Here is a 26,991-nt window from a genome sequence, read left to right as displayed (position 1 = left end):
GCCCAGCCCTCCCAGACTCATGGCACCGGCGTAGCGGCAGATCTTGCGCGGGCAGCCCCCGACATCAACCCCGACGCTTTCAACAGGTCCTGAGTATAGGGATGCTGCGGGTCGGCGAATACGCGCCGGGCCGGGCCCTGTTCCACCACCCGGCCATGGCGGATGACCATCAGGTCGTGGGCCAGGGCCTGGACCACGGCCAAGTCGTGGCTGATGAACAGGTAGGTCAGGCCATGGCGCAGTTGCAGGCTGCGCAGCAGTTCGATGATCTGCTTCTGTACGGTGCGGTCCAGGGCGGAGGTGGGTTCGTCCAGCAGGATCAGCGCCGGCTCCAGCACCAGGGCGCGGGCGATGGCGATGCGCTGGCGCTGGCCCCCGGAAAACTCATGGGGGTAGCGGTGGCGGGTGGCGGGGTCCAGGCCCACCTCGCCGAGCACGCGCACCACGGCGGCTTCCTGTTCGGCCGGGGTGCCAATGCCGTGGGTGTGCAGGCCTTCGGCGATGATGTGCTGTACCGACATGCGCGGGCTGAGGGCCGCGAACGGGTCCTGGAAGACGATCTGCATCTGCCGGCGCAGCGGGCGCATCAGGCGTTGGTTGTGCAGGGTCAGCTCCTTGTTGCCCAGGCGGATGCTGCCCTTGCAGTCCACCAGCCGCAGGATGGCCTGGCCCAGGGTGGATTTGCCCGAGCCCGACTCGCCGACAATGCCCAGCGTCTTGCCCTTGAGCAGGTTGAAACTGACTCCATCCACGGCCTTGATGTAGTCGCGTTCTTTCTGGAACAACGGCTTGGGCAAGGGAAACCACACCCGCACGTCGTCCACCGAGAGCAGGTACTGGTCAAACATCACCGGCACCGGGCGGCCATCGGGCTCGGCTTCGATCAGTAGGCGGCTGTAGGGGTGGCGGGGGTGCTGGAACAGCGCCTCGCACTCGGCCTGCTCGACGATCTCGCCGCCGCGCATCACGCACACCCGCTGGGCGATCTGCCGCACCAGGTTGAGGTCGTGGCTGATCAGCAGCAGTGACATGCCCAACCGTGCCTGTAGCGAGCGCAGCAGTTCCAGGATCTTCTGCTGGACTGTCACGTCCAGGGCGGTGGTAGGCTCGTCGGCGATCAGCAGGTCCGGCTCGTTGGCCAAGGCCATGGCGATCATAATGCGCTGGCGCTGGCCGCCGGACAGCTGGTGCGGGTAGGCCTTGAGGCGCTTGGCCGGCTCGGTGATGCCCACCAGTTCCAGCAACTCCAGCACCCGTGCCCGCGCCGCCTTGCCGCCCAGGCCCTTGTGCACGGCCAGCACTTCGCCAATCTGCTTTTCCACGCTGTGCAGCGGGTTCAGCGAGGTCATGGGCTCCTGGAAGATCATGGCGATGCGGTTGCCACGCAGCGCACGCAGCTGTTTCTCGGTCGTCCCCACCAGCTCCTGGCCGTTGAAGCGGATGCTGCCGGTGGTGTGCACGGTATTGCCGGGCAGCAGGCGCAGGATCGAGTGCGCCGTCACCGACTTGCCCGAGCCGGACTCGCCCACCAGCGCCAGGCATTCGCCGCGGCGGATGTCCAGGTCGATGCCGTGCACCACTTCGCGGTCGCCGAAGGCCACGGTCAGTTGGCGGATTTCAATCAGGTTGTCGGTCATGGTCAGGTCCTTGGGTCGAACGCGTCACGGCAGGCTTCGCCGATGAACACCAGTAGCGAGAGAATCAGTGCCAGGACGAAGAAGGCGGTCAGCCCCAGCCAGGGCGCTTGCAGGTTCTGCTTCGCTTCGCCCACCAGCTCACCGAGGGAGGCGCTGCCAGCAGGCATGCCGAAGCCGAGAAAATCCAGGGCGGTGAGGGTGGAAATGGCGCCCGTGAGGATAAAGGGTAGATAGGTGAGGGTGCTGGTCATGGCATTGGGCAGGATGTGCCGGCGCATCAACACGCCATCGGTCACGCCCAGGGCGCGTGCGGCCTTGACGTACTCCAGGCTGCGCCCACGCAGGAACTCGGCGCGCACGACGTCCACCAGGGCCAGCCAGGAGAACAGCGCCATGATCCCCAGCAGCCACCAGAAGCCTGGGGCGACGAAGCCGGAGAGGATGATCAGCAGGTAAAGCACCGGCAGCCCCGACCAGATTTCCTGCAGGCGCTGGCCCACCAGGTCGACCCAGCCGCCGTAGAAACCCTGCAGCGCCCCGGCCGACACACCGATCAAACCGCTGACCAGGGTCAGGATCAGGGCAAACAGGATCGACACCCGCGCCCCATATAGCGCCCGGGCCAGCACGTCGCGGGCCTGCTGGTCGGTGCCCAGCCAGTTCTGCGCCGTGGGCGGGCTGGGTGAAGGCTGGCTCAGGTCGTAGTTCACCGACTGGTCGCTGAACGGAATAGGCGGGAACAGCATCCAGCCACCCTTGGCGCTGATCAGGTCGCGCACGTACTGGCTGCGGTAGTCCGGTTCGAAGGGCAACTGGCCGCCGAAATCAGTCTCCTGGTACTCATGCAGGATGGGGTAATAGAGGGTGCCGTCGACGCTGATCAGCAAGGGTTTGTCGTTGGCGATCAACTCGCTGCACAGGCACGTCACCAGCAGTGCCATGAACAGCCACAGGGACCACCAGCCGCGGCGGTTGGCCTTGAACGCGGCCAGCCGGCGCTGGCCCAGGGGGGAGAGGTGAAACATCAGGCAGTCCTCGCCGAAAAGTCGATGCGCGGGTCGACCAGGGTGTAGCACAGGTCGCCCACCAGCTTGATCAACAGGCCGAACAGGGTGAACAGAAACAGGGTGCCGAACACCACGGGGTAGTCGCGCGACACCGCCGCGTCGTAACTCATGCGGCCGATGCCATCGAGGTTGAAGATGGTTTCGATCAACAGCGAACCGGCGAAGAACACATCGATGAGCGCCTGGGGAATGCCGGCCAGCACCAGCAGCATGGCGTTGCGAAACACGTGGCCATACAGGGTGCGGTGCTCGGTCAGGCCCTTGGCCTTGGCCGTGGTCACGTACTGGCGGCTGATCTCGTTGAGGAAGCTGTTCTTGGTCAGGATGGTGAGGGTGGCGAAGCCGCCGATCACCAGGGCACTGACCGGCAGCACCAGGTGCCACAGGTAGTCACCGACCTTGCCCAGGGGCGAGAGCTGGTCGAAGTTTTCCGACACCAGGCCTTGCACCGGGAACCAGTCCAGGTAACTGCCGCCGGCGAACATCACGATCAGCAGGATGGCGAACAGAAACGCCGGCATGGCGTAGCCAACGATGATCGCCGTGCTGGTCCATACGTCGAAGCGGGTGCCGTGGTGCACCGCCTTGCGGATGCCCAGGGGGATGGAGATCAGGTAGGTGATCAAGGTCGCCCACAGGCCCAGCGACAACGTGGTGGGAATCTTCTGGGCGATCAACGTGGTCACCGGCGCACCCCGGAAGAAGCTGGTGCCGAAGTCCAGGTGGGCGTAGTTGTCCAGCATCAGCAGCAGGCGTTCGTGCATGGGCTTGTCGAAGCCGTAGTGGTGCTTGATCTCCTCGATCAGCGCCGGGTCCAGCCCGCGGCTGGAACGGCTGCCGCTGCCGCCCGCGCGTTCGCCGCCGCCACCGCCGATACCCTGGCTGCCAGCGCCCTGCAGGCGGGCGATGGCCTGCTCCACCGGGCCGCCGGGCGCGGCCTGGACGATGACGAAGTTGACCACCAGGATGCACAGCAGGGTGGGGATGATCAGCAACAGCCGACGGCCGATATAACGCAGCATCTCAGTGCTCCTCCTTGTTCGCCAGGGCGCTCATTTGCAGGTTGTTCAGGGGCTTGGGGCTGACCTGCCACCAGGTGTCCAGGCCCACATCGTAGGTGGGCGGCACCTTGGGCATGCCGAAGCGGTTGAGGTACACGGTGGGAGTGCCGGGGGCGTAGTAGTTCTGGATCGAGTAGTAACCCCACTGCAGCACCCGGTCCAGGGCCCGGGCGTAATGGACCATGGCGTCGCGGCTGTCGGCCTTGACCAGGCCGTCGATCAGGCTGTCCACGGCCGGGTCGCGCAGCACCATGAAGTTGGAGCTGCCCGGTTGCGTGGCACTGGCGCTGGCGTACAGGTTGTACAGCTCACGGCCGGGGGAAATGATCGGGTCGCCGCTGCGCGGGAATTGCACCACGATGAAGTCGTAGTCGCGGGCATTCATCAGGTTGTTGTACTGGCCGGCGTCGATGCGCCGCAATTCCATGTCGATACCGATCTGCGCCAGGCTGCGCTTCATGGGCAGCAGCAGGCGGTCGAAGCCACCCTGGCCGTCCAGGAAGGTGAACTTCAGTTGCTCGCCCTGGGCATTCACCAGTTTGTTGTGCAGCGGGTGCCAGCCGGCCTCGGCCAGCAGCTTGAGGGCTTGCAGCTGCTGGTCGCGGAGGTTGCCGCTGCCATCGGTTCGGGGCGAGTGGTAGACCTGAGTGAACACCTCATCGGGGATCTTGCCGCGCAGGGGCTCCAGGATGGCCAGTTCCTGGGCGTCCGGCAGTTGCGTGGCGGCCATCTCGCTCTTGGGGAAATAGCTGTCCTGGCGGGTGTAGAAGCTGCGCATGATCTGCCGGTTGGCCCAGTCGAAATCCCACAGCAGTGACAGCGCCTGGCGCACGCGACGGTCCTGGAAGATCGGCCGTTGCAGGTTGAACACGAAGCCCTGGGCGCCCACGGGCAGGTTGGGGGCCAGGATCCGCTGCTGCAGGCGCCCGTCGTCGAGCACCGGGCTCTGGTAGCCCACGGCATAACCGCTGGCGGAGAACTCGCGGTTGTAATCGAACGCCTGGGCCTGCAGCAGTTGCCGGGCCACTTCGGTGTCGCCATAGAAGTTCACGGTCAGGGTGTCGAAGTTGTACAGGCCGCGGCTCACGGGCAGGTCCTTGGCCCACCAGTCCGGGTTGCGGGTAAAGGTGATGCTGCGTCCGGGGTCCACGCGGGTGACCCGGTACGGGCCGCTGCCCAAAGGCGGCTCGAAGCCGCCGCCGCTGGCGAAGTCGTGGTCTTTCCAGTAGTGCTCGGGCATCACCCGCATCGAGGCCAGGTCCAGCGGCAAGGTGCGGTTGAGGTTGTTCTTGAAAGTAAAGCGCACTTGCCGCGGGCCTTCGACCACCACGTCGTCGACGTCGCCGTACAGCAGCCTGAAGCTCAGGCTGGCCTTGGTCATCAGCAAGTGGTAGGTGAAGGCCACGTCCTGGGCGGTGATGGGTGTCCCGTCCTGAAAACGCGCCTTGGGGTTGAGGTAGAAACGCACCCACAGCCCATCGGGGGCGCGTTCGATTTTCTCGGCGATCAGGCCGTAGACCGTGTAGGGCTCGTCCAGCGAGCGGTAGGCCAGGGGCGAGTACAGCCAGGTATCGGCCTGGACCACGCCGGTGCCCTGGTCCACGTAGGGCAGGATGTAATTGAACTGGCCAATCTCCATGGCGGAGCGGCTCAGCGACCCGCCCTTGGGCGCGTCGGGGTTCACGTAGTCGAAGTGCTGGAAGTTCGCCGGGTATTTGGGCGCTTCGCCGTACACGGTCATGGCCGTGACCGGTTCGGCCTGGGCCGCCAGGCTCAGCAGGCTGGCCGCGCAGACGCACAGCAGGGTCTTGATGGGGTGGGGCATGGTGGCTAATCCTCGAACCGCGGTAACACTCAAGGCCTGGAAAAAAGCCCCGGCGTGGAGCGCGCCGGGGGTGCGATGTCGCAGGCGGGTCGGTGGGGGCCGGAGCGCAGCCCCGTCGACCTCGTTCAGAAGTGGTAAGTCATGCGCGCGAACAGGGTTCGGCCCAACGGGTCGGTGTAGCGCGGGTCGTAGCCGCTCTGGAAGGTGTAGGCCTGGTTGGAGAACGGTGGGTCGCGGTCGAACACGTTCTTCACGCCCACGTCCAGGTCCAGCACCTTGTCGAAGGTGTAGCCGGCCGACAGGTCCCACAGCGAATACGAGCTGACGCGGCTGTGGGTGGTGGGGTCGTAGTCGTTGTAGCCGGTGGTGAAGCGGTTGGTCACCGAAGCGCGGTAGGCATCGTAGTTCCAGCTGCCGGTGATGTTGTGTTTCCAGCGCTGTGCCACCTGGTCGCCCTGGAAGTCGCCGACGCGGTCGGTATAGGCACCGCCGATGATCTGCTGGTAATCGTAGCGGGTGACGTACGTGCCCTGCAGGTCCAGGCCGAACTGGCCGAAGGTGGTCTGCGGGAAGCGGTAGTCGAGGCTGACGTCGATACCACTGGTTTTCACGTTACCCAGGTTGGCCAGGCCCGTCACGATATGGTCGATGGAACCGTCAGCGGCGCGCACGATACGGTCGCTGTACAGCTCAGGGTTGGCGAACACCTCGGACTCGGGAAACTCCTCGATCTGCCCGGCGATCTTGATCCACCAGAAATCCAGCCCCATGGAGAGGTTGCGCACGGGCTGGTAGACGAAGCCCAGGGTGACGTTGCGTGCTGTCTCGGGCTTGAGGTCCTGGTTGCCGCCGGTGCTGTTGAGGAATTGCTGGTTGCAGTCGCGGCCACCGTTGCCGCCTGGGCGCACGACGCCGCCGGCGCACAGGGTAGGGTCGTTGTAGTTGCCTTGGGTGAACGTGGTGTAGGTGGGGTTGTTCAGTTCATACAGCGAGGGGGCCCGGAAGCCTTCACTGTAGGCACCGCGCATCACCAATTCCTTGAAGGGTTGGAAGCGGAAGGTGTACTTGGGGTTGGTGGTGCTGCCAAAGTCGCTGTACTTGTCGTGGCGAACCGCGGCGCCCAGTTCCAGGCTGTCGATCACCGGCACGTTGATCTCGGCATACTCGGCGCTGATGCTGCGCTCGCCCGAGACCGAGCTGTTGGGGTCGACGCCCAGGCTCGACAGGTCGCCGGCCCAATCGGCCACCGACTCGTGGTATTTCTCCTTGCGGTACTCGCCGCCCAAGGCCAGGCCCACGGGGCCTGCACCGAACCAGTCACCGATCTCGCGGGTGACCTTGCCATCCAGCGACGCCACGCGGCCCGTGGACACCGCATAGGCGCCATGGTAGGTGTTGGCGTCGATGTAGGCCTGGCCGGCGGCGCTTTGCGCACCGAAGGGGTTGAGCAGGCCGCTGTCCAGGCCGCTGGTCAGCGCCGAATCGCTGGCATAGCCCCCGGTGACACTGTTGTACACCTGGTTCTGGTTATAGCCGGCGCCGACGTTGTAGTCCCAGCCGCCGACGGTGCCATCGAAGCTCAGCACCAGGCGCTGGCTGGTGTTCTGGTCTTTGGATTCGCGGTCACCGGCAGCCGTTTCGCGCCAGTTCACGTCCACCGGTTGGGTGGGGTCCAGGGCGAAACCGGTGGGCAGGGGGGTAATGCCGTTGCCGGGGTAGTAAGGCGAGGAGGGCGCCAGGCTGAGACCCGTCAGGGGCGCCGGGGCGACGGTGGTGCTGTTGTTGTTGCGCGACCAGAAGTATTCCAGGTTGACGTTGTGGTCGTCCGCCAGCTTGCCGGTCGCCTTGCCGAAGAACGACGTGGATTCGGTCTGCGGCAGCAGGTCGATCGAGTTTCGGGTGCTGTAGCGGCACACGCCGTTGCTGGCGATCAGGTTGGCGCCGCTGCACGCGGTGCCCAACGGGTTGGCGGCGTTGCCGTTCTGGCTGTAGTTGCCGGGGAAGGCGGTGCCGGAGGTGTTGTCCAGGCCGCGGCCGGGCACGTAGTCCTGGTCGAAACTGCGGTCGTTGGCGTCCAGGTTTTGCTGGGTGCGGTAGTTGAACACGCCCATGACGTTGAAACGGTCCTTGTCCAGGTCACCGTAGCCCCAGCTGCCACTCATGTCCTTGCTGCCGCCACCACCGCTGTTGGTGGGGTTTTCGCCGCCCAGGGTGAGGGTGCCATCGGTCAGCGATTTCTTGGTGATGAAGTTGATCACGCCGCCGATGGCATCGGTGCCATACAGGGCTGAGGCGCCGTCACGCAACACTTCGACGCGGTCGATGGCGGCGAAGGGGATCATGTTCAGGTCGACCGCGCCGCCCTGAGAATCGGTCCCTGACATGGCGTTGTTGGCCAGGCGCCGGCCGTTGAGCAACACCAACGTCTTGTTGGCACCGATGCCGCGCATGTCGGCGAAGCTGGCGCCGCCGGTGGCGGCGCCCACGGAGCCGGCCGAGTTGCCGATCGAGTTGTTGCCGGTGATGCGCTGCATCAGCTCGGCGGTGGTGGTCACCCCCTGTTTCTCCAGCTCGGCGGCGCGCAGGATCGTCACTGGTACGGCCGTCTCGGCGTCGACCCGGCGAATGGCCGAGCCGGTCACTTCAACTTTCTGCAGCTGCGTGGTGGCGGGCGCCACGACCGCTGCGGTGCTGCTGTCGTCGGCGGCCTGCACGGTGCCCATGCCCATGGCCATCACGTACAAGGGCACCAGGCGATGCCGTTGCAGGGTGGCCGCCAGTGGTTTGAGGGTAAAACGTGGAAAACTCATCAGCATGGTAATTTCCGACTTTTTCAGACGTTTGTGAAATGGCCTTGTGAGCCCTCTGGTTTCCGGATGGGTTGTGCCGGCCCCGGATAAACTCCTTTGCTTCAAGCAAGCCGCTGCCCTGCAGTGCCCAAGGGGCACCGCACAGGGGTGGAACGGCTGGTACTGGCGCGTAGCCGGGCTGCTACAGCCCCCGCCCGGCTCCGCGTCTTACCGCGAGGTCATCACCGAAATCCTGGTGATGCCCGAGCGTTCGATCGAAGCCATGGCCTTGGCCACCTGGCCATAGTTCACGCTGGTGTCCGCTTGCAGCTGGACACGCACCTCGGGGTCCTTGGCCTTGACGTCCGAGAGGCTTTTTTCCAGCAGTTCGGGGGCGACTTCGCTCTTGGCCAGGAAGAATTTGCCGTCCTGGTCGACGCTGACCACCACCGGGTCTTTCTTCTCGGCGGGGGCCACGGCGTCGGTCTTCGGCAGGTTGACCTTGATGGCGTTGGTCATCAGCGGGGCGGTGACGATGAACACCACCAACAGCACCAGCATCACGTCCACCAGCGGCGTGACGTTCATTTCGCTGAGCACTTCATCGCTGTCCTGAGTAGAGAAGGCCATCAGCTTGCCTCCCGCACGCCGGTGGCATGCTTGTGGGCGATGGGTTGACGGCTGACCGCGAAGGCGCTGCGCTGGGCCAGGCTGTCGAAGTCATGGGCGAAGTCGTCCATGTCGGCCATGGCCAGCTTCAGGCGGCGCAGGAAGAAGTTGTAGATCAGCACCGCCGGCACGGCGACGGCGATACCCACGCCGGTGGCGATCAACGCGTGGCCGATAGGCCCGGCCACGGTTTCAAGGCTCGCCGAGCCGCTGGCGCCGATGCTCTGCAGGGCTTCCATGATGCCCCACACCGTGCCGAACAGGCCGATGAAGGGCGCGGTGCTGCCGATACTGGCCAGAATCGCCTGGCCAGCCTCCAGGGCGCGGCGCTCCTTCTGGATCTGTTGGCGCAGGTTGCGCTCCAGGCGGTCCTGGCGGTTGATGGTGTGGGCCAGTTGCTGGGCGTTGCGCGGGTTCTCTTCGCTGGCCATGGCCTCGAAGCCGCTGTTGGCGATGCGCGCCAATGCGCCGGGGTACTGGCTGGAGTGCTCGGCGGCAGTGAGCAGGTCGGGGGCGGCCCAGAAGGCCTTGGTGAATTGCCGGTTCTGGGTTTTCAGGCGCAGGTACTGGGCTGATTTGATCAGCAACAGGCCCCAGCTGAGGACGGAGAACAGCACCAGGGCCCAGAGCACGCCCGGGACAATCATTGCGGACATTGAAGCGTTCATGGCGATACCTCTTGAATCAGTCGAATGGGTCGTGTTCGTTTATTGCGGCAACTTGAAGTCGATGGTCTGGGTGGCGAAGCCTTCGATGGGCGTGTCGCCGCGCTTGGCCGGAATGAACTTCCAGTTGCGCACCGCTTCCACCGCCGCGTCATCCAGCTGTTGCTTGCCACTGGAGCGGGTCACTTCCACGCTGCCAGCGCGGCCGTTGGGCAGCACCTTGATGCGCAGCACCACGGTGCCTTCCCAATTGCGCCGCAGGGCCAGCGACGGGTACTCGGGCGGCGGGTTGCCCAGGCTGGCCAGGCCCGACACGGCCGCTGACTCTTTTACCGGGCCCGGCGCGGCAGCCGGGGCCGCGGGCGCCGGGCTGGGGCTGGGCGGGGCGCTTTGTGCCGGCGCGGGGGCGGGCACCGGCGGCGGCGTCGGTGGTGCGGGCTTTTTCAGCGGCTGCGGTTTGGGCACCGGCTTGGGCTTCTCGACTTTCTTTACCACCGGTTTGGGCGGCGGCTTCACCGCGTCGGGGTCCTCCTCGGGCGCCGGTGGCGGCGGGGGAGGAGGGGGCGGTGGCGGTTCCGGCGGGGGTGGTTCGGGAGCAGGCGGCGTGGGGCTGGTGAGCTCCACGGTCATTTCCGGCACTTGCGGCGCCACTTCCGGCACCGGTGCCTTGGCCTGTTGTATCAGCCACCAGGCGCCGCCGTGCAATACCAACGAAACAGCAACCAGTAACAGTACGTGCTGTTTCTTTAATACGCCCGGGCGTGAAGTATTCGCGGTGAAGGGAATACTCGGCCACGTGGAAACCACGGCCCCCGTTAAAGGCGGTTGGGGTGGTTTCTTTTTTACCGCGTCATTCATCAAGGCTCCCTCGAACAAATAGAAGGGCAACGCGCGTCCGTTCAAACATTTTCTGAATGTTCGAAGTGCGGGTGGAACAAGAGTTAACCGTTTGGAAGTCTGCAGGGTGAGTGTCAGAATCCAGTCTTTTCAACTATCTGTGTATTCGGTCGTACGGTTTCATGGCGCTTTCCTTTTTTGTTGATTGTACGGATAGGTACGTCTCTGTCTCGCATGTGGTACAGAGCAACCGCTATGCCAGGAATGCCGTTCTAGAGGGGTTTTTGCACATTTAGCCCGGTCATGTCGCAATTCTGTAAGTTCTGCCGTGCGATGGCGTGCACGGGGCCCTGACCGGCAATTTCATTGCCATCATGGGGCGAAACTCGGGCTGCACGGGACCGCGGCCGGTAAGTTGTAAAACAATTGGCCGTGGGCGGTAGCGATGTTTTCAGGGCTGCACCAATCCGGGAAGTTTGGATTTATTTGGTGCGTGGGCGTGGTTGGTTTATGCCAATGAATACCTGTCTGGTTGTGGATGAGAGAAATAAAAAAGTGGAGTGTCTGGAATAAAAAATGATGGGTTCAAAGGGGCGGGTTTGTTTTTCTGGTATTCACGAGATCGAGCGCCGCGCGAGCGGCACTCGATGTTCACAAGGCTAAAAAACCGAGCCCTGGACAAGGGGGGGCTACCTCATAACGTCAAGGTAAACCCATCCACCAATGCCCCCGGCAGCAGCAACGTCTGTGCGTCCCGCTGCCCATAGGTACTGGTACTGATCCGCAGGCTGCGCTCACGGGTCAGCCCGAGCAGGTTGTCGCCGAACATCGCATACAGGCTTTCATCGAAGCGCATGGTCGCCAGCGGCGCGACGATCTTGCCGTCTTCTACCCAGAAACTGGCGAAGCGGGTCATGCCGGTCATGCGTGCCAGGCCCTGGTCCGAGTAGTTCAGGTACCACAGGTTGCCGATGTACAAACCGGTACCCAGGGCCTGCAATACGTCGTCGCTGGGCAACACGCCTGCGGCCATTTCGATGGAAGCGGGCTTTTCGTAGCTGTCGGCACCGTTGGCCACCAGGCCATATTCCTGGGCCGAGCGCGAGCTGACCATCTGGCCGACCAGTTGGCCCCGCTCGATCAGGGGCTGATCCTGGCGCAGGCTGCCTTCGCTGTTGAACAACGGCTCGAGGCCGGTGGAGGCCATTTCGCTGATCGACACCAGCGGCGACAGGCGCGCGCTACCCAGTTGCAGCGCCTGCAAAGGGCTGTTGCGGGTAGCCAGCGCGCGGGCGGAGAAGCCATCCCACTGCAGCATGCTGATGATTTCTTCCACGGCCGCCGGCGCCAGGTAAGTGCGGTACGTGCCGGGGGCCAGGGTCTTGCGCGGCTTGCCCAGGTGGGTGAGTTGCTCACGACCACGGGCGAACTCGGCAGCCAGCGCGTCAGCGTCCCATTCACTGGCGGCGTAGGTGATCTTCACCGCTTCGCCGTTGGCGTGGAAGAGACTGAAATCCAGGCTGGCGCTGATCGCCACGTGCCAGCCGCGGCCGCCCCAGGAACTGGCGAAGCCGCGGTACATGGGCCCACCGGCATAGATGCCGACCATGTCCAGACCAGCGCTGAGGGTGGCCACCTGTTCAATCAGCTCGTCGGCGCCGGGCAGGCTGCCGTCGGGCAGGCGGTCGCTGGCGAACACCTGGTTGTCCAGTTGCAGGTAGGGGTCGGCGGGCAATACGTCGAGCAGGGCGCGCAACTGCACCAGCGTCTCGGCCAGGCGGGCGCGGTCGGTCTCTACGTCGCCGGTGAGGTTGAGGGTTTCACTGGCATGGCGCTCTTCGCGGATCAGGCGCACGGTGGCGTCGATCTGCCGAACCTGACTGGCCTGGCGTACCTGGCCATGGTTGAAGCGGATGAACTGCGAGTCTTCGGCGCTGTACCACAGGGAGAAATGCTCGCCGGTGGCCAGTTGGGTGTGCAGCCATTGCTCCAGGGTGTCGAAGGAACGGCGGTAGTGGGCGTGGCTCATTACGCAGGCATTCATCAGGCTTGCCCCCCGAACACGTCGATCTGCTGGAACACGCAGGGCGGTGACGCATGCCCGACGGTGACCGCCTGGTTGGGTTCACCTTTGCCGCAGTTGGGCGTGCCCATCACCTCGAAGGTGCTGCGCTCGCCCACGGCGCTGAGGTTGCGCCAGAATTGCGAGGAAATGCCCCGGTAGTTGGGGTTCTTGACCACACCGGCCAGTTCGCCGTTTTCGATCAGTTGCGCCCATTCGCAGCCGAACTGGAACTTGTTGCGGGCCTGGTCGATGGACCATGAGCGGTTGGTCGCCATGAGGATGCCGTGTTCGATGTTGCCGATCATCTGCGCCAGGCTCTGGTCGCCGGGCTCGACATTGAGGTTGGCCATGCGGTCGATGGGCGGGCGGTTCCAGTCGCAGGCGCGGCTGTTGGCCACCCCGGCCAGGCCGCTGCGGGCCTGGGAAAGGGCGCCGCCCAGGGGCCGCTTGAGCACGCCGGCTTCGATCAGCAGGTGCTTGTGGGCGGGCAGGCCTTCGTCGTCGTGGCTGTAGCTGGCCAGCTCATCGGGTACTTGCGGGTCGAAGCTGACGTTGAGCAGTGGCGAGCCGTACTGGTAAGTGCCGAACATCTCCTGGGTAACGAAGCTGGTGCCGGCGTAGTTGCGTTCATCACCCAGGATGCGGTCCAGTTCCAGCGGGTGGCCGATGGACTCGTGGATCTGCAGGATCATCTGGTCGGGCATCAGCAACAGGTCGCGTGGACCTTGTGGCGTGTTGGGCGCGGCGAGCAGTTGCAGGGCCTGGTCGGCGACCTGTTCGATCTGGCCGATGAAACCGGAGGCGTGCACCAGCTCGGCGCCGCCCTGGCGGGCGATGGCCCAGCTGCGACGCTGGCTCTGCTGGCCGTCGAAGGCGGTCACGTCCAGTTCCGGGTAGAACTGGCGGGTGTGAGTGGTGATCTCGCTGCCGGTGCTGTCCACGTAAAGCTGTTGGCTGTCGGTGATGCGCAGGTTGGCCGACCAGTTCACCAGCTTGTCGTGCTGGGGTACTCGTGCCGACTCGGCGCGCAGCACCTCCAGCCAATGGCCAGCGTCGGCCAGCGGCTGGTCGACGGCGGGGGAGGCGTAGGTGCTGTGCACGGCGCGGCCCTGCAAGGGCGGCAAGCTCAACAGGCCGTGCTGGCCCATGGCGTGGGCCAGCAGCAGCGCCTGGTCGTAGGCTTGCTCCAGGCCTTTGTCGGTGAGGTCGCTGGTGGCCGCGAAGGCTTCATTGCCGTTGACCCGTACGCACAGCATCACCCCACAGCTGTGGTGGCGGCGAGGTGGGTCGACGACATTGCGGGTGACGCCGAGGCCCAGCGTGCTGTGCTGGACGTAGCGCAAGGAGTGGAAATGGCTGGCGCCTTGATGGGCCTGATTAAAGCGGGACAGCAACAGCCTGAGTGAGGACGGCACGTCAAACATTGATCCGACTTCCTGTTCTACTGCTCGAGAAACCCCTGCTTTTGGCGGGGGGTTCTGCACTGGTAATGGACAGGCGTACTGTCCGGTGTCTGCAATTGGTGCATTGTGTGCACCCAGGGATCCAAAGAAAAGGGCATCCTGACATTGCGGTCAAATCCATTAGAAAAAACTGTGCCAATTGTTGCACGGTCGTACCAGAAAGGCGGGAGTAATGTCGGGGCGGATACAATTGCAGCCCAATTCCAAGGCGAACCAACAGGGCGGTCGAGGCAATGGCACAGACATAACTGGCCCGAAACAGATGTGGGGCCGGTGGGGGCGCCGAGCCCTTGGCCGGGAAGCGCCGTGCGGGCGGCGCACGGTCTCAAGGGCGCTGGAAACCTTGAGCCATGCACCTGGCAGCCTTGATACGGTTTCAAGCCGGAAAAACGAAGGCGGACGAGGCAATGGCACAGGCATAACTGGCCCGAAACAGATGTGGGGCCGGTGGGGGCGCCGAGCCCTTGGCCGGGAAGCGCCGCGCGGGCGGCGCTCGGTCTCAAGGGCGCTGGAAACCTTGAGCCATGCACCTGGCAGCCTTGATACGGTTTCAAGCCGGAAAAACAAGGCGGACGAGGCAATGGCTCAGGCATAACTGGCCCGAAACAGATGTAGGAGCGAGGGGGGCGCCGAGCCCTTGCTCGCGAAGCGCCGCGCGGGCGGCGCTCGGTCTCAAGGGCGCTACAACACCATCGACTAGCGCTTGGTGGCCATGATGAGATCTCTAGCGGACCTCTAAAAGCCTGTCATGAAACCGCATCATGGCCTCTAGGTGCATGGCTTGGGTTTCTCCAGCGCCCTTGAGACCGTGCGCCGCCCGCGCGGCGCTTCGCGAGCAAGGGCTCGGCGCCCCCCTCGCTCCTACATCTGTTTCGGGCCAGTTATGTCTGTGAGATTGCCTGGACCGCCTTGTTTTTCCGGCTTGAGACCGTATCAGGGCCTCTAGATGCATGGCTTGGGTTTCTCCGGCGCCCTTGAGATCGTGCGCCGCCCGCGCGGCGCTTCCCGGGCAAGGGCTCGGCGCCCCCCCGGTCCCACATCTGTTTCGGGCCAGTTATGCGATCGTGTCCCAGGAAGTGGTGTAACTAAACCAATCGAAGGCGCCCTGCGGGCGAAAGAGGTTGGTCATCGTGGTTTTTGGCTAACGTTGAGTTTGCGAAGACCTAACACTCACCAGGGAAACCACGATGACCAAACCTACTATCGCATTGACCGAGTTGGTTGAGAAAGGGGCAGATGCTGATCTGCTCAAGCAAATGATCCAGTTCGTTGCCCAGCGCATGATGGAATTCGACGTCGAGAGCCTGTGCGGTGCCGGGTTCGATGTCAAAAGTCCTGACAGGCTAAACAGCCGCAACGGCTACCGTGATCGCCTCTGGCAAACCCGCGCCGGCGATGTTGATCTGAAGATCCCCAAGCTGCGCCAAGGCAGCTACTTTCCAGGCTTTCTGGAACCACGGCGTACTGCCGAAAAAGCCATGGCAGCGGTGATCCAGGAGGCGTACATCCAGGGCGTCTCGACGCGCTCAGTGGACGAGCTGGTCAAGGCGATGGGGATGTCCGGCATCTCAAAAAGCCAAGTGTCACGGCTGGCCGGCGAGATCGATGAGCGCGTACACGCCTTCCTTGATCGCCCGCTTGAGGGCGACTGGCCTTACCTATGGATCGACGCCACCTACGTCAAGGTCAGGGAGGCCGGCCGTATCGTGTCGGTCGCCGTCATAATCGCCGTGGCTGTGAACACCAACGGCGGCCGTGAAGTACTGGGCATGAGGGTTGGGCCTTCGGAAGCCGAGCCGTTCTGGACAGACTTCCTGCGAAGCCTGATGCGGCGTGGGCTCCGAGGCGTGAAGCTGGTCATCTCTGATGCTCACGAAGGGCTCAAGGCCGCAGTTTCCAAGGTATTCCATGCGACTTGGCAGCGCTGCCGCGTGCATTTCATGCGCAATGCCATGGCCCACGTCGGCAAGGGTCAGCGGACGATGGTGGCGGCGCTACTTCGCACGGTGTTTGCCCAGGACAGCCGTCAGGAATGCCACCAGCAATGGCGCCTGGTAGCTGACCAGTTACGTGAGAAATACCCAAAGATCGCGACGCTTATGGATGGCTGCGAGGATGAAGTGCTGGCGCACATGGCCTTCCCCAAGGCGCACCGGCAGCAGCTGCACAGTACTAATCCGTTGGAACGGTTAAATGCTGAAATCAAGCGCCGCACCGAGGTCGTGGGTATCTTCCCGAACGATCCAGCCATCACTCGCCTAGTCGGGGCGATGCTGCTGGAACAGAACGACGAGTGGTGCCTGCAAAGGCGCTACATGCAGTTGGAGGCCTTCGAGGCGGTCAGCGATAATCCACAGGCCAAGCTGTCGGCCGTGATCAACTAAACGGCAAACTCAGTGGCTCAAGCCTTGATGAGTTACACCACTTCCTGGGACACGATCAGTTATGCCTGTGGGATTGCCTGGACCGCCTTGTTTTTCCGGCTTGAGACCGTATCAGGGCCTCTAGATGCATGGCTTGGGTTTCTCCAGCGCCCTCGAGACCGTGCGCCGCCCGCGCGGCGCTTCCCGGGCAAGCCCGGTCCCACATCTGTTTCGGGCCAGTTATGCCTGTGGGATTGCCTGGACCGCCTTGTTTTTCCGGCTTGAGACCGTATCAGGGCATCTAGATGCATGGCTTGGGTTTCTCCAGCGCCCTCGAGACCGTGCGCCGCCCGCGCGGCGCTTCCCGGGCAAGCCCGGTCCCACATCTGTTTCGGGCCAGTTATGCCTGTGGGATTGCCTGGACCGCCTTGTTTTTCCGGCTTGAGACCGTATCAGGGCCTCTAGATGCATGGCTTGGGTTTCTCCAGCGCCCTTGAGACCGTGCGCCGCCCGCGCGGCGCTTCCCGGGCAAGGGCTCGGCGCCCCCCCGGTCCCACATCTGTTTCGGGCCAGTTATGCCTGTGGGATTGCCTGGACCGCCTTGTTTTTCCGGCTTGAGACCGTATCAGGGCCTCTAGATGCATGGCTTGGGTTTCTCCGGCGCCCTTGAGACCGTGCGCCGCCCGCGCGGCGTTTCCCGGCCAAGGGCTCGGCGCCCCCACCGGCCCCACATCTGTTTCGGGCCAGTTATGCCTGTGCCATTGCCTCGACCGCCTTGTTTGCCTGGCTCAAATCCGTGTTACCAGCGCCTGCGGGCCGTGGGTCAGGGATTGCTTGAGAAATTCAATGCACACCCGAATCTTCTCCGATTCCCCACCCCGCGCCGTGGTCACCGCCCACACGTCCGCCGGCTGGCGGTAGCCCGGCAGCACTTGCACCAGTTCTCCCGCCTTGAGGCTGGCCGCGACGTCCCACATCGAGGCCATGATGATGCCGTACCCCTCGTGCGCCCACTGGCGCACCACGTCGCTGTGGTTGGAGGCCATGGGGCCGGTGACTTTGACGCTCTCTTCGCCATTCGCGCCGTGCAGGCGCCACAGGCCGAAGCGCTGGTCACGCTCGCGGAACAACAGGCAGTCGTGCTGGGCCAGTTCGGCCAGGCTGCGCGGGGCGCCCATGCGTTCCAGATAGACGGGGGCGGCACACAGGATGCGGTAGCTCGTGGTGATGCGGTGGGCAATCAGGTGTTGTTCCAGCACTTCACCCACCCGGATGTCGATGTCGAAGTTCTCGGCGATCAGGTCGGCGCGCCGGTCCAGTAGCTCCAGCCACACTTCCAGCGCCGGGTAGCGCTGGCGCAGACGCGCCATGACCGGCGCGATGTACTCGCGGCCCAGGCGCAGGCTGGTGCTGATACGCAGCGCGCCGCGCGGTTCGTTGCGTACCCCGGACAAGGCCTGGAGCATGTCGTCGACATTACCCAACAGGGTCTGGGCCCACGTGAAGGCTGTTTCGCCGTCGGCGGTGATGTTGACGCGGCGGGTGGTGCGCTGGAACAGCTTGACCCCCAGGGCCGCCTCCAGCAACGCGATGCGCTTGCTCAGGTGGGCAGGGGAGATGCCGCTTTCCTGCGCCGCTGCGACAAAGCTAGCGTGGCGGGCCACGCTGCAGAACAACTGCAGGTCGCGCAGAAAGGGTTCATTGTTCGCTAATTGCGCATTCTGAATCTTCATAATGAAGAATTATGTCCTGATCGCACTGTATTAAGCTACGCCCACTGCTCACCCATAACAATCAGAGAGCCCTATGCCCCTTCTTCGTATCGCCGTCGCCGGTGCCGGCATGATCGGCCGTAGCCACCTGGAACAGATCCACGCCAGCCCCGATTGCCAACTGGCGGCCATCGTCGACCCGTCGGCCGCCGCCCGTGAGCTGGCCGATCGGTACCAGGTGCCGCTGTACCCGTCACTGGAGGCGCTGTTCGCTGCCGAGCGACCCGACGGCATCATCCTCGCGACGCCCAACCCCCTGCATGTGCCCCAGGCCCTGGCGTGCCTGGCGGCCGAGGTGCCGGCACTGGTAGAGAAACCCCTGGCCCACAGCCTGGAGGACGGCGAGCGCCTGTATGCCGCCAGCCTGGCGTCGAATACGCCGTTGCTGGTTGGCCACCACCGCGCCCATAGCCCCATCCTGGAACAGGCCCGGCGGCTGGTGGGCGAGGGCGTGCTGGGCAATTTGGTGGCGGTGATGGGCAGCGCGCTGTTCTTCAAGCCGGACGAGTACTTTGCCGCAGGGCCCTGGCGCACGGTCGCCGGGGGCGGGCCGATCTTGCTGAACCTGATCCATGAAATCGGCAACCTGCGTTCGCTGTGCGGCGAAATCGTCGAGGTGCAGGCCATGGCCTCCAGCAACACCCGCGGCTTCGAGGTGGAAGACACAGCCGCTGTCCTGCTGCGCTTCGCCAGTGGCGCGCTGGGCACGTTCATGCTGTCGGACACCGCGGCCAGTCCGCGCAGTTGGGAGCAGACCAGTGAAGAAAACAAAAGCTATTGCCACTATGACGATGAAGACTGCTACGTGATCACCGGCACCTTTGGCCAACTGTCGGTGCCCACCATGCGCCTCAAACGGTTTGGCCAGGCCGAAGACCGGTCGTGGTGGAAACCGTTTGATTGCGAGCAATTGGCCCAGGACCGGGATGATCCGCTGGCGCGGCAACTGGCGCACTTCTGCCAGGTGATTCGCGGGCAGGCGCAACCATTGGTGAGCGTGCGCGACGGGTTGCAGAACCTGCGGGTGGTGGAGGCCATCGCGCAGGCGTGCCAGACGCGTGAGCGGGTGGTGATCCCGCAATAGCCTCGTGTGACCACCGCCGCGTAGCAGCGGACCTGGCCGCGTCGGGGTGCAGGCGGTGTGCCTGATGCAGCGCGGCGTTCACGACGCGGCCAGGTCTGCTGCTACAGTTCGAGGTGGCCATCGCCTTTACTTGAGGAACACGACCTTTGTTCGACGTGCTCGCCATCACCGCGCCGATCTTCATCATCATTGGCCTGGGCTACCTGGCCTCTGCCCTCAAACTGCTGAGCCGCGAGCAAGTGCGCGGCGTCGGCACGTTCGTGATCATCTTCTGCCTGCCCGCTCTGGTGATCCACGCGCTGGCCGACCGGCCCATCAGTGAAGTCTTCAACGCCCACTACCTGCTGGCCTACGGCATGGCCTCACTGGGCAGTTTCACCGCCGGTTTCATGGTCTTTCGTCGCACGCGCCAGGCCAGCGTGGCCAACGCTGCCATCGCGGGCATGGGCATGTCGGTGTCCAACAGCGGCTTCATCGGCTACCCCATCGCCGCCATGGTGGCAGGGCCGCCGGCGGTGGTGGCGCTGGCCCTGGGCATGATCATCGAAAACCTGGTGATGATTCCCGTAGCGCTGGCGTTGGCCGAGGCCGGGGAGCAACAGGGGGGATCAGCCCGGCGTATCGTCATCGAAACCCTTAAGCGCCTGGGCAAGAACCCCTTGATCGTGTCGATCATCATTGGCGGCGGCCTGTCGCTGGCGGGGGTGCGTATTCCCACCGCGCCATTGAAGGTCATCGAGATGCTGGCCCAGGCCTCGGCGCCCGCAGCGCTGTTCGTAATTGGCGGGGTGTTGTTCGGCACCCGGGTACGCGGGCAACTGAACGAGCTAGGTGTGATCGGCGCCGGCAAGCTGTTGCTGCACCCCGGACTGGTGGCGCTGCTGTTCTGGCTGCTGGGCGACATACCGGCACCCATGATGCTGGCCGGCGTGGTGATCGCCGCCGCGCCGATGATGAGCGTCTACCCCATTCTCGGCCAACGCTTCGGCCTGGAAGGGCGCTGCGCGGCGGCGCTGGTATTGACCACCCTGGCGTCCTTCTTCACCATCAGTGCGGTACTGATGGTCGCGCACTTGTGACTCACGCGCCGCGACGGCGTGCCCGGACCAAATGCTTGAAACCCTCGATGATCAGCACCACGACCGCCAGCCAGATCGGCAGGTAGGTGAACCACTGGTCGCGCGCGATGCTCTCGCCCAACAGCAATGCGACCCCGACCAGCAGTACCGGTTCAACGTAGCTGAGCAAGCCAAACAGGCTGAAAGGTAGCAGCCGGCTGGCCATCACGTAGGACACCAGCGCCAGGGCGCTGATCATGCCCAGCACCGGGATCAGGCCGTACAGCGCCGGGTGCTGGAGCAGGTCGGCCGATGACAGCGGGCCGGTGGTCACGAACCACAGCGCCGGCACCATCATCAGGCACATGTCGGTCCACAGCCCGCCCAGGTGGTCGGTCTTGCACGCGCGCCGCAGCACGAAGTAGGCCGGGTAGCCGGAGGCGACCACCAGGGTTTCCCAGGCGAAGCTGCCGTGTACCCACAGCTCATGCCCCACGCCGCACAGGGCGAAACCCACGGCGACTTTCTGCAGGTACGACAAGCGCTCGCCATAAACCACCCGTCCGGTGAGCACCATGGTCAGCGGCAGCAGGAAGTACCCGAGGGACACCGGCAGACTGCGCCCATGCAACGGCGCCCAAAGGAAGAGCCACAGCTGCAGGCCCAGCAGCGACGCCGTGCCGACGCTGCCCAGCACCAGAATGGGGCGCGCGCGCATGCGTTCGAGCAGGCCGATGACCAGCTTGAAGTCGCGGGTGATCACCAGGAACAGGGTTACGCAGGGTACGGTGAGCAGGATGCGCCAGCCGAAGATTTCTTCGCCATCGAGCGGCGTGAGCAGTGAAGTATAGAAATACATCACGGCGAACAGCGTCGATGCCATGACGGACGAGATGATGCCTTTGGACAAGGGAGCCTCTGGAGCGGGGGGTGGTACGGGCAGATGAGCCGATAATGATCGCATCCCACGAGGGGGCTGTCACCACAATGGGGCGCCCGCTGATACATTTCGGTGCGTTTTGCGCGCTGTTTGCGCGCGGACGTTGACGACCCGACGCACAAAATGTAACCAGACAGTTCATGCAGTAAGACGATTGGATCCAGCCGAACGGTAGTCTCAGGCTATCGACGGAGTAGTGGCACACTGATATATTCTCGCCACCTCTCATCACCTATGTGTGCCACCATGTACCCCCTTAAGTCATTCCTGGCAGCCTGTGTGCTGCTCAGCGGGTGCAACGGAATGCCGACCGCCTACACCACGGACCCAGTCTATGATCAAGCCTTCGTCGTTCACTCAGGGGGGCCATTGCCTTTCATGCTGATGGGCACCGCGGTGCAGTGGAACGCCGACTACGCCGTGACCGTCAAGCACATCCCGTACCTGCCGGGTGCTGTCTACCAAGGCCAGGCCGACGTGCAGTTCTTCCGTCACAAAGCCGACCGTGTTCCCCAGTGGCGCGCTTATGCGCCGGGGGAAACGCTGACGGCAGTGGGCTTCAACTCGCTGTACGTACCTATCAAGGGTGAAGGTCATGCGCTGCCGGCCATGGTGCGCCTGAACGCCCAGGAAGGTGCGGTGATGTACGGTACCCATGACGGCGCCACGGCAAAAGGCATGTCCGGTGGGCCAGTGTTTGCCGCGGATGGCAAGGCGGTGGGCATCAATGTCGCCTACCTGACCCGCGGCGACCTGGCGGGGCTCAAACGCCAAGACCTGGCGAACGAACCCCGGGTGAGCATCTTCTTGCCCTACGCCGAGATCAGCCGCGAGTGGCAGCGGTACCTGGCCCAGTCGCAGCCGTTGCAGGCGCCCACCACCAAGCTGGCGAGCCGCTGATCGCCCACTGCCTGTCAGCGCTCGCGCAGGGCTTCGCGGGCGCGGTTCAGCGGTTTGATCAGGTAGTCGAACACGGTCTTCTCGCCGGTGCGGATGTCGACGGTGGCGATCATGCCCGGCACGATCGCGAAGGTCTTGCCGACCTTGTTGCGCAAAACGTCGGCCGTGGTACGGATGAACACCCGGTAATAGAACACCTCCGGCTTGGCCTCGTCCTGGATGGTGTCCGGGGAGATGGTCACCACCTTGCCGTCCAGGCTGCCGTAGATCGAGTAGTCGTAGGCGGTGATCTTGACCTTGGCCTCCTGGTCCGGGTGGATGAAGGCGATGTCCCGCGGCGCGATGCGGGTCTCGATCAGCAGTTGCTCGTCCAGGGGCACGATCTCCATCAGTTGGCCATTGGGCGGCACCACGCCACCCACGGTGGTGACCTTGATGTCCTTGACGATGCCGCGCACTGGCGAGCGCAAGGTCAGGCGTTCCAGCGAGTCGTTGCGCCCGCGGATGATGGCCACCAGCATGTCCGCTTCGGCGTTGGCCTTGGCCAGGTCTTCACGGGCATGCACCATGTAGTCCGAACGCGCCTCGGTGGCCTTGAGCTCCAGCTCCGAGCGCTGGCGGTTCAGGCGTAACACCTCGACCCGGCTGGAGGCGCCGATCTTGGCCAGGTTCTCGGTGATTTCCAGCTCGCTGCGCACCAGCCGCAGGCTGTCCTGAATACCGGCCAGGATGGCCTCCAGCCCGCGATGACGGGTGGTGTACAGCTCGGTCTCGGCACGGATCAGGTCGGGGTAGGCCGCCAGCGAGTCGGGAAACTTCAGCGGTTTGTCGCTGACCTCCGCCTGCAGGCGGCTGACGCTGGCCAGGGCCGCACGGTATTTGGCTTCGCTCTCGCCGACGTTGGATTCATTCTTCACCGGGTCGAGTTGGGCGAGCACTTCGCCGCGCTCCACCAGTGCCCCTTCGGTGACGTTCATCTGCTTGATGATGCCGCCCTCCATGGACTGGATCACCTGCTCGCGGGAACTGGGGATGACCTTGCCGGTGCCGGTGGACACCTCCACCACCTGGAACCAGTAGGCCCAGGCAAAGAAGCAGCCCAGCATCAGCGCGCAGCCCCAGATCACCCGGGTGCCGCGCACCAGGCCACGGTCGTCATCGCCGTCCAGATAGGACGCGTGCTCGTAAGTGCTCATGCCTGGGCTCCTTGAGGTTGCTTGAGGCGCGCCAGCGCGGCGTCGCGGTGGTCATCGATGACGATGCGGCCACCGTCGAGCACGATGATCCGCTCGACCAGTTGCAGCAGGCTGACCCGGTGGGTGGCCACCACCAGGGTGCGGCCCTGGGTCCAGGTGGCCAACTGTTCCAGCAAGCGTCGTTCGGTGATGTCATCGAGGCTGGCGGTGGGTTCGTCCAGCAACAACACCTGGGGCTGGCGCAACAGCAGGCGCGACAGCAACAGGCTTTGCCGCTGGCCGCCGGACAAGCCCTGGCCGCCTTCCAGGATGAGGTGGTCCATGCCTTTGGGCAGCAGGCGCACGAAATCCAGGGCGCCGGTCAGCGACAGCGCCGCGAGTATCTCCTGGTCGCTGGCCTGGCCGGCGCCCAGGGTGATGTTGTCGCGCAGGGTGCCGTGGAACAGCCGCGCGTGCTGGGCCAGCAGGCCCACGTCGCGGCGCAGGTCGGCAGGGTCCAGGTGGGGCAGGGCGATGCCGTCCAGGGTGGTCTCGCCGGTGCCCAGGTCCATGGCCCCGGCCAGCGCTTGCAGCAGGGTGGACTTGCCCGCGCCATTGCGGCCCAGTACGGCGATGTGCTCGCCGGGGCGAATGGTCAGGTTCAGGCCGCTGAGGGCCGGGGCGCCGTCTTCGCTGTAGCGGAAACTGGCCTGTTTGAACTGGTAGTCGCCGCGAATGGCGGGCAGGTGCACGCGCTGGCTGCCTTCGGGGTGGTCCACCGGCAACTGCATGATGCGGTTCAAGCCTTCCAGCGCCACTTTGGCCTGTTGCCAGCGGGTCAGCACGTGGGTCAGCTGCGCCATGGGCGCCATCATTCGCGAGGACAGGATCGAGGCCGCCACCAGGCTGCCAGTGGTCAGGTCGCCGGCGATGACCATCGGCGCGCCGAACACGATGACCACGGCGAACACCGCGCTCTGCACGTTCTGGGTCCAGGCCACCAGGCTGTTGGTGAGGGTCCGCAGGCGCAGGCTGCTTTGCGCGGAGGCTGCGTTGTACTGGTTCCACTGTTGCTGGAAACGCTGCTCGGCCTGCAGCGCCTTGATGTCGTCCAGGCCCTGGATGCTTTCCACCAGCATGGCGTTGCGCAACGCGGCCTCGCGCATGGACTCGTTGGCCAGCCGCGCGAGCTTGCGCTGCGCCAGGATACCCGGCAGCACCATGGCCACCAGGGCGACCACGGGGATGGCCACCAGGGCCCCGCCGATCAGGTAGAACACCAGCAGGAACAGCAGGAAGAACGGTAGGTCGGCCAGTGCCGTGGCGGTGCTGGAAGTGATCAGGTCGCGGATCTGTTCCAGCTCGCGCAACTGTGAAATGAACGAGCCGGTGGAACGCGGCCGCGCCGAGTTGCGCAAGCGCAGGGCGTGCCCGAACACCAGGTCGGACACCCGCAGGTCGGCACGCTTGCCCAGCAGGTCGGTGATGCGCAAGCGCGCGATGCGCATGACGAAGTCGAATACGACGGACAGCAGCACGCCGCCGAACAGCACGTACAGGGTGGGCAGCGATTCGGCCGGAATCACCCGGTCGTACACCTGCATGGAAAACAGCACCCCGGCCAGGCCCAGCAGGTTGGCGACCAGCGAGGCGATCATCACCTGGGTGTAGGGGCGCAGGTCGCGCAGCACGATGCGGCGGAACCAGTGCTCGTCGAAAGGCTTGACGTAGTCGTCGGTGCGCACGTCGCTCAGCGCCCGGGTAGGGCGCAGCACCACGGTGCGGATCGCTTCGCCGGCCAGGGCGGCCGGGGCCAGGCGGCTTTGCAGGCCCTGGTCGCCGCTGAACACCACGCCCAGTTCGCCATCTTCGCCCACGCTTTCCACCACGCCCACCTGGCCGTCGCGCAACTGCACCACCAGCGGCGCGCGCCAACGGCTGAGGCTGCGGCGGTCAAAGCCGGCGAACTTGACGCTCAGCCCGGCCTGGCGGGCCATGTGCCGCACCACGTCCTCCAGCCGGCCATCCGGTTGCAGGGACGCCAGGCGGATGCTTTCCGGCGACACGTCCAGGCGGTAGTGGCGGGCCACGGTCAGCACGGCTTCCAGCCAGGGGGCATAGTCGGCCTTGGGCGCGGCGCCTGCCGGGTCCTGGGGGATGACGAGGGTGTCGGTCATGGCTGGATCTCCACGTGCTGGATGGTGCTGTGGTCGATGCCGAAGGCGCGGCGCAGGCCGCCACTGTTGTAAAGGCAATCGATTTGCAGGCGGCGCAGGTCGGCCACGGTGTTTTCCAGGTCGAAGCGCGACTGGTAGATCTCCTGCTCGGCGTTGAGCAGGTCCAGCAGGGGACGGGTACCGAGTTCCAGGTATTGCTTGCCATAGAGCTCGCGGGCCTGGCTGATGCTGGCCTCGCGGGTTTTCAGGGCATCGAGGCGTCGGCCCAGGCCGGCGGTCTGTGATTGGGCTTCGGTAAGGCCCTGGCGCGCCTGCAGGCGGGCGGCGTCCTCGGCCGAATCGGCGGCGGTCAGGGCATGGCCGGCGGCGCGGCTGCGGGCGCTGATGGCGCCGCCCTGGTAGATCGGCACTTCCAGGTTGAGGAAGATGCCCACCTGGGTGCGGTCCACCAAGGGGTCGTCCTTGTTGTAGTCGTTGTCCAGGTACTGGTTGAACGACGGCTCCAGCGACAGGGTGGGGTAGGCCTCGGCCTTGGCCTGGGCCAGTTCAGCCTGGGCCTGGCTGCGCTGGGCCACGGCGGCCAGCACGGCGGGCAGCGCATCGCCATTGTCCGGCGCCAGGCACGCCTGGTTCAGCCCCGGGGAGAAGGCGTCGGTGACCTGGGGCACGCTGCGTCGGCCCAGGAGGTTGGCCAGGGTTGACTGCCAGCGTGCGTACTGGGCCTTGTAATCTTGCAGGGTGGCCATGCCGCCTTCGGCCCGGGACTGCGCCTGAACCACGTCGGAGCGGGTGCTGGCGCCCATGTCGCTGCGTTGCTGGGCCAGGTCGACGATGTCGCCGATGCCGTGGATCTGGTCGCGGGCGATCAGCAGCAGGTGCTGGTAGCGCTGCACTTCGATGTAGGCGTAGGCGGTATCGCGTGCCACCTGGTCGATGGCCAGCAGGATATTGGCCTGGCTCTGCGCCACCTTGGCGCGGGCGGCGTCCACGGCGGTGTCGACCTTGCCGAAGTCATAAATCATCTGCTTGAGCGAGATGCTGATGGCCTGGGTGTTGCGGTTACCGTCGTAGCCGCTGTCGTAGCCGCCCTTGATGCCGCCGGTGATCTGCGGGTAGTAGCCGGCCTGGGCGACGTTGATGCCTTCGCCCTGCTGGTAGAGGGTGCCGATGGCCTGGCCGATGCTGGGGTGCCAATCCACCGCGACCCGAATGGCCTGCTCCAGCCCCAGGGACTGGTCACTGGCCTTGACCGACGCCGGGCCGGTGGGCTCGGCGCTGACCCGGTCCGGGCTGCTGCGCAATTGGCTCGGGCTGATGACACTGAGCCCGGGGTCCAGATGGTCGTCGGCCGTGGCCGATGGGGAAAACGTGTACTGCAGGCTGGTGGTCAATACGACCGCCGATAACATCCCTAGTCGAACTGGCTTCACGTAAGTCCCTTACT

The 26,991-nt window shown here is 64.7% G+C and carries 19 protein-coding genes; 4 read left to right on the top strand and 15 right to left on the bottom strand.

Translation table 11 applies throughout. The features are described from left to right. Positions 1-17: 17 nt before the first annotated feature. From HWQ56_RS16870 to HWQ56_RS16825, 10 genes are all read right to left on the bottom strand, one after another. On the bottom strand, positions 18-1,637 hold the full coding sequence (locus tag HWQ56_RS16870; RefSeq protein ID WP_176571233.1) for an ABC transporter ATP-binding protein: 1,620 nt from the start codon (positions 1,635-1,637) through the stop codon (positions 18-20). A 2-nt stretch (positions 1,638-1,639) separates the two neighbouring features. Continuing rightward, positions 1,640-2,662 carry an ABC transporter permease gene (locus HWQ56_RS16865; protein ID WP_158153268.1) on the bottom strand — a complete coding sequence of 341 codons (1,023 nt, stop codon included), beginning with the start codon at positions 2,660-2,662 and terminating at the stop codon, positions 1,640-1,642. Continuing rightward, positions 2,662-3,726, bottom strand: coding sequence for a microcin C ABC transporter permease YejB (locus HWQ56_RS16860; protein ID WP_176571232.1), 1,065 nt, complete (start codon positions 3,724-3,726; stop codon positions 2,662-2,664). Before HWQ56_RS16860 ends, HWQ56_RS16865 begins: the two co-directional genes overlap by 1 nt. Before the next feature lies 1 nt (position 3,727). After that, positions 3,728-5,590, bottom strand: coding sequence for an extracellular solute-binding protein (locus HWQ56_RS16855; RefSeq protein WP_176571231.1), 1,863 nt, complete (start codon positions 5,588-5,590; stop codon positions 3,728-3,730). Positions 5,591-5,715: 125 nt separating this feature from the next. Beyond that, positions 5,716-8,406: a TonB-dependent receptor gene (locus tag HWQ56_RS16850; protein WP_176571230.1), complete on the bottom strand. Its 2,691-nt coding sequence runs from the start codon at positions 8,404-8,406 to the stop codon at positions 5,716-5,718. 201 nt (positions 8,407-8,607) lie between these two features. Beyond that, positions 8,608-9,009 (bottom strand): ExbD/TolR family protein, encoded by a 402-nt coding sequence (locus HWQ56_RS16845; RefSeq protein WP_158153264.1) that lies wholly within the window; start codon positions 9,007-9,009, stop codon positions 8,608-8,610. Further along, a complete protein-coding gene (locus HWQ56_RS16840) occupies positions 9,009-9,695 on the bottom strand; it encodes a MotA/TolQ/ExbB proton channel family protein (protein ID WP_425331973.1) in 687 nt (228 codons plus the stop codon). Before HWQ56_RS16840 ends, HWQ56_RS16845 begins: the two co-directional genes overlap by 1 nt. Positions 9,696-9,755: 60 nt before the next feature. Further along, a complete protein-coding gene (locus HWQ56_RS16835; RefSeq protein ID WP_176571229.1) occupies positions 9,756-10,571 on the bottom strand; it encodes an energy transducer TonB in 816 nt (271 codons plus the stop codon). A gap of 673 nt (positions 10,572-11,244) precedes the next feature. Beyond that, a complete protein-coding gene (locus HWQ56_RS16830) occupies positions 11,245-12,594 on the bottom strand; it encodes a TldD/PmbA family protein (RefSeq protein ID WP_158155603.1) in 1,350 nt (449 codons plus the stop codon). After that, the gene (locus HWQ56_RS16825; protein WP_176571228.1) at positions 12,594-14,039 is read right to left on the bottom strand and encodes a TldD/PmbA family protein; all 1,446 of its coding nucleotides are present in this window, start codon (positions 14,037-14,039) and stop codon (positions 12,594-12,596) included. Before HWQ56_RS16825 ends, HWQ56_RS16830 begins: the two co-directional genes overlap by 1 nt. 1,226 nt (positions 14,040-15,265) lie before the next feature. Here HWQ56_RS16825 and HWQ56_RS16820 point away from each other — a divergent pair. Continuing rightward, entirely contained in the window at positions 15,266-16,462 is a 1,197-nt protein-coding gene (locus HWQ56_RS16820; RefSeq protein ID WP_176570464.1) for an IS256 family transposase, read from the top strand. 767 nt (positions 16,463-17,229) lie between these two features. Here the strand turns inward: HWQ56_RS16820 and HWQ56_RS16815 are convergent. After that, positions 17,230-18,174 (bottom strand): LysR family transcriptional regulator, encoded by a 945-nt coding sequence (locus HWQ56_RS16815; protein WP_176571227.1) that lies wholly within the window; start codon positions 18,172-18,174, stop codon positions 17,230-17,232. Between the two features lie 73 nt (positions 18,175-18,247). Here HWQ56_RS16815 and HWQ56_RS16810 point away from each other — a divergent pair, with 73 nt between their 5' ends. Together HWQ56_RS16810 and HWQ56_RS16805 are read left to right on the top strand one after the other, a co-directional pair. Further along, positions 18,248-19,297 carry a Gfo/Idh/MocA family protein gene (locus tag HWQ56_RS16810; RefSeq protein WP_176571226.1) on the top strand — a complete coding sequence of 350 codons (1,050 nt, stop codon included), beginning with the start codon at positions 18,248-18,250 and terminating at the stop codon, positions 19,295-19,297. A gap of 146 nt (positions 19,298-19,443) precedes the next feature. Beyond that, a complete protein-coding gene (locus HWQ56_RS16805; protein ID WP_176571225.1) occupies positions 19,444-20,376 on the top strand; it encodes an AEC family transporter in 933 nt (310 codons plus the stop codon). A 1-nt stretch (position 20,377) separates the two neighbouring features. Here the strand turns inward: HWQ56_RS16805 and rarD are convergent, their stop codons facing one another. Beyond that, entirely contained in the window at positions 20,378-21,238 is an 861-nt protein-coding gene (gene rarD / locus HWQ56_RS16800; RefSeq protein WP_425331972.1) for an EamA family transporter RarD, read from the bottom strand. A 360-nt stretch (positions 21,239-21,598) separates the two neighbouring features. Between rarD and HWQ56_RS16795 the strand changes: the two genes are divergently transcribed. Next, positions 21,599-22,195, top strand: a complete 597-nt coding sequence (locus HWQ56_RS16795; protein WP_158156251.1) for a serine protease — start codon at positions 21,599-21,601, stop codon at positions 22,193-22,195. Between the two features lie 14 nt (positions 22,196-22,209). Here the strand turns inward: HWQ56_RS16795 and HWQ56_RS16790 are convergent, their stop codons facing one another. From HWQ56_RS16790 to HWQ56_RS16780, 3 genes are read right to left on the bottom strand one after another with little or no spacing between them, the layout of a single operon-like run. Further along, the gene (locus HWQ56_RS16790; protein WP_176571224.1) at positions 22,210-23,391 is read right to left on the bottom strand and encodes a beta-barrel domain-containing protein; all 1,182 of its coding nucleotides are present in this window, start codon (positions 23,389-23,391) and stop codon (positions 22,210-22,212) included. Then, on the bottom strand, positions 23,388-25,547 hold the full coding sequence (locus HWQ56_RS16785; RefSeq protein WP_176571223.1) for a type I secretion system permease/ATPase: 2,160 nt from the start codon (positions 25,545-25,547) through the stop codon (positions 23,388-23,390). The genes HWQ56_RS16790 and HWQ56_RS16785 overlap by 4 nt, the downstream gene beginning before the upstream one ends. Then, entirely contained in the window at positions 25,544-26,956 is a 1,413-nt protein-coding gene (locus tag HWQ56_RS16780; protein ID WP_176571222.1) for a TolC family outer membrane protein, read from the bottom strand. Before HWQ56_RS16780 ends, HWQ56_RS16785 begins: the two co-directional genes overlap by 4 nt. Positions 26,957-26,991 lie beyond the last annotated feature (35 nt).

Origin of the sequence: Pseudomonas eucalypticola (genome assembly GCF_013374995.1) — a bacterium.
GTDB classification, from domain to species: Bacteria; Pseudomonadota; Gammaproteobacteria; order Pseudomonadales; family Pseudomonadaceae; genus Aquipseudomonas; species Aquipseudomonas eucalypticola.
Note: the sequence above shows the minus strand (reverse complement) of the source record. Positions and strands in the feature narration are given on the sequence as shown.